Origin of the sequence: Flavobacterium sp. (assembly GCF_049318325.1) — a bacterium.
Lineage (GTDB): Bacteria > Bacteroidota > Bacteroidia > Flavobacteriales > Flavobacteriaceae > Flavobacterium.
Genome location: NZ_JBMOGQ010000201.1, coordinates 1 through 2,556, shown reverse-complemented (window position 1 = coordinate 2,556; position 2,556 = coordinate 1). Strand labels below are relative to the sequence as shown.

At 30.8% G+C, this 2,556-nt stretch carries 3 protein-coding genes; 1 reads left to right on the top strand and 2 read right to left on the bottom strand.

What is annotated here, in order from left to right; all coding sequences use genetic code 11:
* Positions 1 to 180: 180 nt before the first annotated feature.
* Both ACOYLP_RS11675 and ACOYLP_RS11670 read right to left on the bottom strand, forming a co-directional pair.
* Positions 181 to 861, bottom strand: a complete 681-nt coding sequence (locus ACOYLP_RS11675) for a peptide deformylase (RefSeq protein ID WP_422856345.1) — start codon at positions 859 to 861, stop codon at positions 181 to 183.
* A gap of 190 nt (positions 862 to 1,051) precedes the next feature.
* Positions 1,052 to 1,849 carry a cyclase family protein gene (locus ACOYLP_RS11670; RefSeq protein ID WP_422856344.1) on the bottom strand — a complete coding sequence of 266 codons (798 nt, stop codon included), beginning with the start codon at positions 1,847 to 1,849 and terminating at the stop codon, positions 1,052 to 1,054.
* Between the two features lie 267 nt (positions 1,850 to 2,116).
* On the opposite strand from ACOYLP_RS11670, the gene ACOYLP_RS11665 reads away from it, so the two are divergent.
* On the top strand, positions 2,117 to 2,556 hold a 440-nt coding region (locus ACOYLP_RS11665; protein WP_422856343.1), incomplete at its 3' end, for an SOUL family heme-binding protein.

The window sequence follows — 2,556 nt, the reverse complement described above, 5'->3', positions numbered from 1 at the left end:
AATTTCCAAATGATTGAGTAAGCAATCATCGCATTAAAATTGTAACTTTCTCCAATAGGGGGAGCTTAAAAACCCGATACGAAAGTGTCGGGTTTTTTTATTTTCTCAATTGGTTTTGAAGATTATTTCAATAATAACGAGTTGATAAATAAAATTTTTCAGTTGAAACTTTCATTCCTGTTACTTTTTGGAGTGGTAATTTTCAAGTGTTTCCCCAATTTTGTAACCATTAATTAGTAGTGGTAAAGTATCCGAAGCTGTTTCAAAAAATGGTGTTTTTTTCAATTCAATCTCGAGATCCAATTCTGTTTTTGATAAAAAATGTTTTGCCACATCAAGATATGTTCCGTTCATTAAATGTCTAAATTCGTGTTGAAAAATTACTGCGGCAAATCCATCGAGTCTACCCGTTATGATTTTTCCTTTTTCGTTTTGACATTGATATTCAATCCATTCATAAGTTGCCACATTCCCTCTTTTTTTTCCTTCAGCACTTAAACACCCGTGCCAAAAGTTCTTCTTACTCGAGGATGCTTTAGTAATAATTGGATTGATAAATAGTTGTTTTTGTACGGGACCTAAAATCTTGTAACGTGGATTGTCCGATTTTGCTTCTATAATGAATATCTGTAATCGTTTACCGAGTTGATTTGCTGCAATACCAACACCTGATTTTTTTACCATCATAGTATACATGCTGTCAATAAGTTCATTTAAGGCAGGAGAATTAAATTCTTTTTCATTTATTCTTCGAGGAGGCAAATACAAAGCGCTTTTCTCTCTTCCTTTCTGATTTTCAGGAATTTGTTGAAGTATTTCTAATTCAACTTTTTGGATATCTAATGTAAGTGATTTGTCCATTGTTTTGCAGCTTTTTAGGCCCATAATAGTTACTAAAATTAAACTTATTAAATAAATTTTTTTTCGTCGAGATTTTTCCATTTTCACTATGCTATATAATGTTTTTTATAGTAATTCAGAGGTATTAATGTCAATTAAGGCATTTGAAAATTAGAGTTGCTTCACAATTTAGGTCACTACTAAATAGAAATTAATTAGAAATACCCGCAATTATTCTTAATGGAGCCCCACTGCCACCGCCAATTTTCATAGGTAGCGCTACCACAAAGATTTTAGTGGCCGGAAGTTTGTCTAGATTTGCCAGATTTTCAAAACCAGGTTTATTGCTTCCCATTAAAATTTGATGTGTTTTAAAATCTTTAGATTGACCATAATCTAAACTTGGTGTATCTAATCCTAGTGCTTTAACTTCTCTCTCTTTAATCAACCACGAAGTAGTTTTGGGGTCGATTCCAGGGAAATGTAATTCTGGAATAGCTTCAATTCCAGTTTTCGGAGTTCCGAAATAATCGCCTCGATTTGGATAATATTTTCCATATCCGGTTTTAAATAAAATGATGGTATTGTTGTCAATTTTACCATTTTCTATTTCCCAATTTTTAATGTCTTCAATTGTTATTCGATAATCTCGGTTAGCTAATGCATTTTTCGAAACATCTATAACCACAGCATTTCCAGTTAAACTTGTTAAAGGTAATTCCTCAACAGTGTATTTGCCTTTTGCAAAATGAATTGGCGCATCCAAATGAGTTCCACCGTGCTCTGGTGTACAAATGGAATAGGAAGAATAATAATATCCTAGCGGCGTAACGCCATCTGCATCAGTATGGTGAACAAAAGTCGTCTTGTTATTTGGCCAATATAAAGTAGTGCTGTCAAAACTATAGGTCAAATCAATCCAATTGAGATTGTTTAAATTGAGGTTTTTATTTGAATCTTTTTGGCAGGATACAAATAATAGAGTTGATAAAATAAATAAATATCTCATTATTGAAAAATTAAAATTCAGATTTGATACAAACATAGTTAATTATGTAAAAAGATTATAAAATAATAACTGTTACTAAAAAGTATTTTTTATACTATTAATTTCAAATTTTATTAGTGATTAGTTAAACTTGAATATTAATATTATAATACTCCAATTAAATTAAAGTGCTAACTGATTTTTTTTGGATAGTAAAGTAAGCAATCATCGTATCAAATTTGTTCTAAGTTGGTTACATTTGCTTATTATCTTAAAATTTTAATTCACATGAAAGCAGTAATTATTATTATTTCAATTTTAGTATTAATCACTATAGCGCAAATTTTTATATCAAGAAGTACGCAACAAACAGAACAACACAATTACAAGGTAATTAAAAAGTTTGACAAATTTGAGATAAGAAAATACGATTCCGCATTGTTTTCGAGTGTAAAACTGAACAAAAAAGGCTACAAAGAAAGCTCAAGTGAAGGTTTTGGGATATTGGCTGGGTATATTTTTGGAGCTAATGAATCCAACGAAAAAATCGCCATGACTTCACCTGTCGTTATGGAGTTAGGAGATACTTCTAAAATGATGTTTATGGTTCCGAAAAATTATAATTTGAAAAATTTACCAAATCCTAACAATCCTAAAATAGTTTTTGAAAAACAGGAAGAAAAAATTATTGCCGCCATTCGCTTTGATGGATGGGCAGATGATGAAAA

Coding starts and splice junctions, on each gene's coding strand:
- ACOYLP_RS11675 (WP_422856345.1), bottom strand. CDS start 861: ATGGACAAATCACTTACATTAGATATCCAAAAAGTTGAATTAGAAATA.
- ACOYLP_RS11670 (WP_422856344.1), bottom strand. CDS start 1,849: ATGAGATATTTATTTATTTTATCAACTCTATTATTTGTATCCTGCCAA.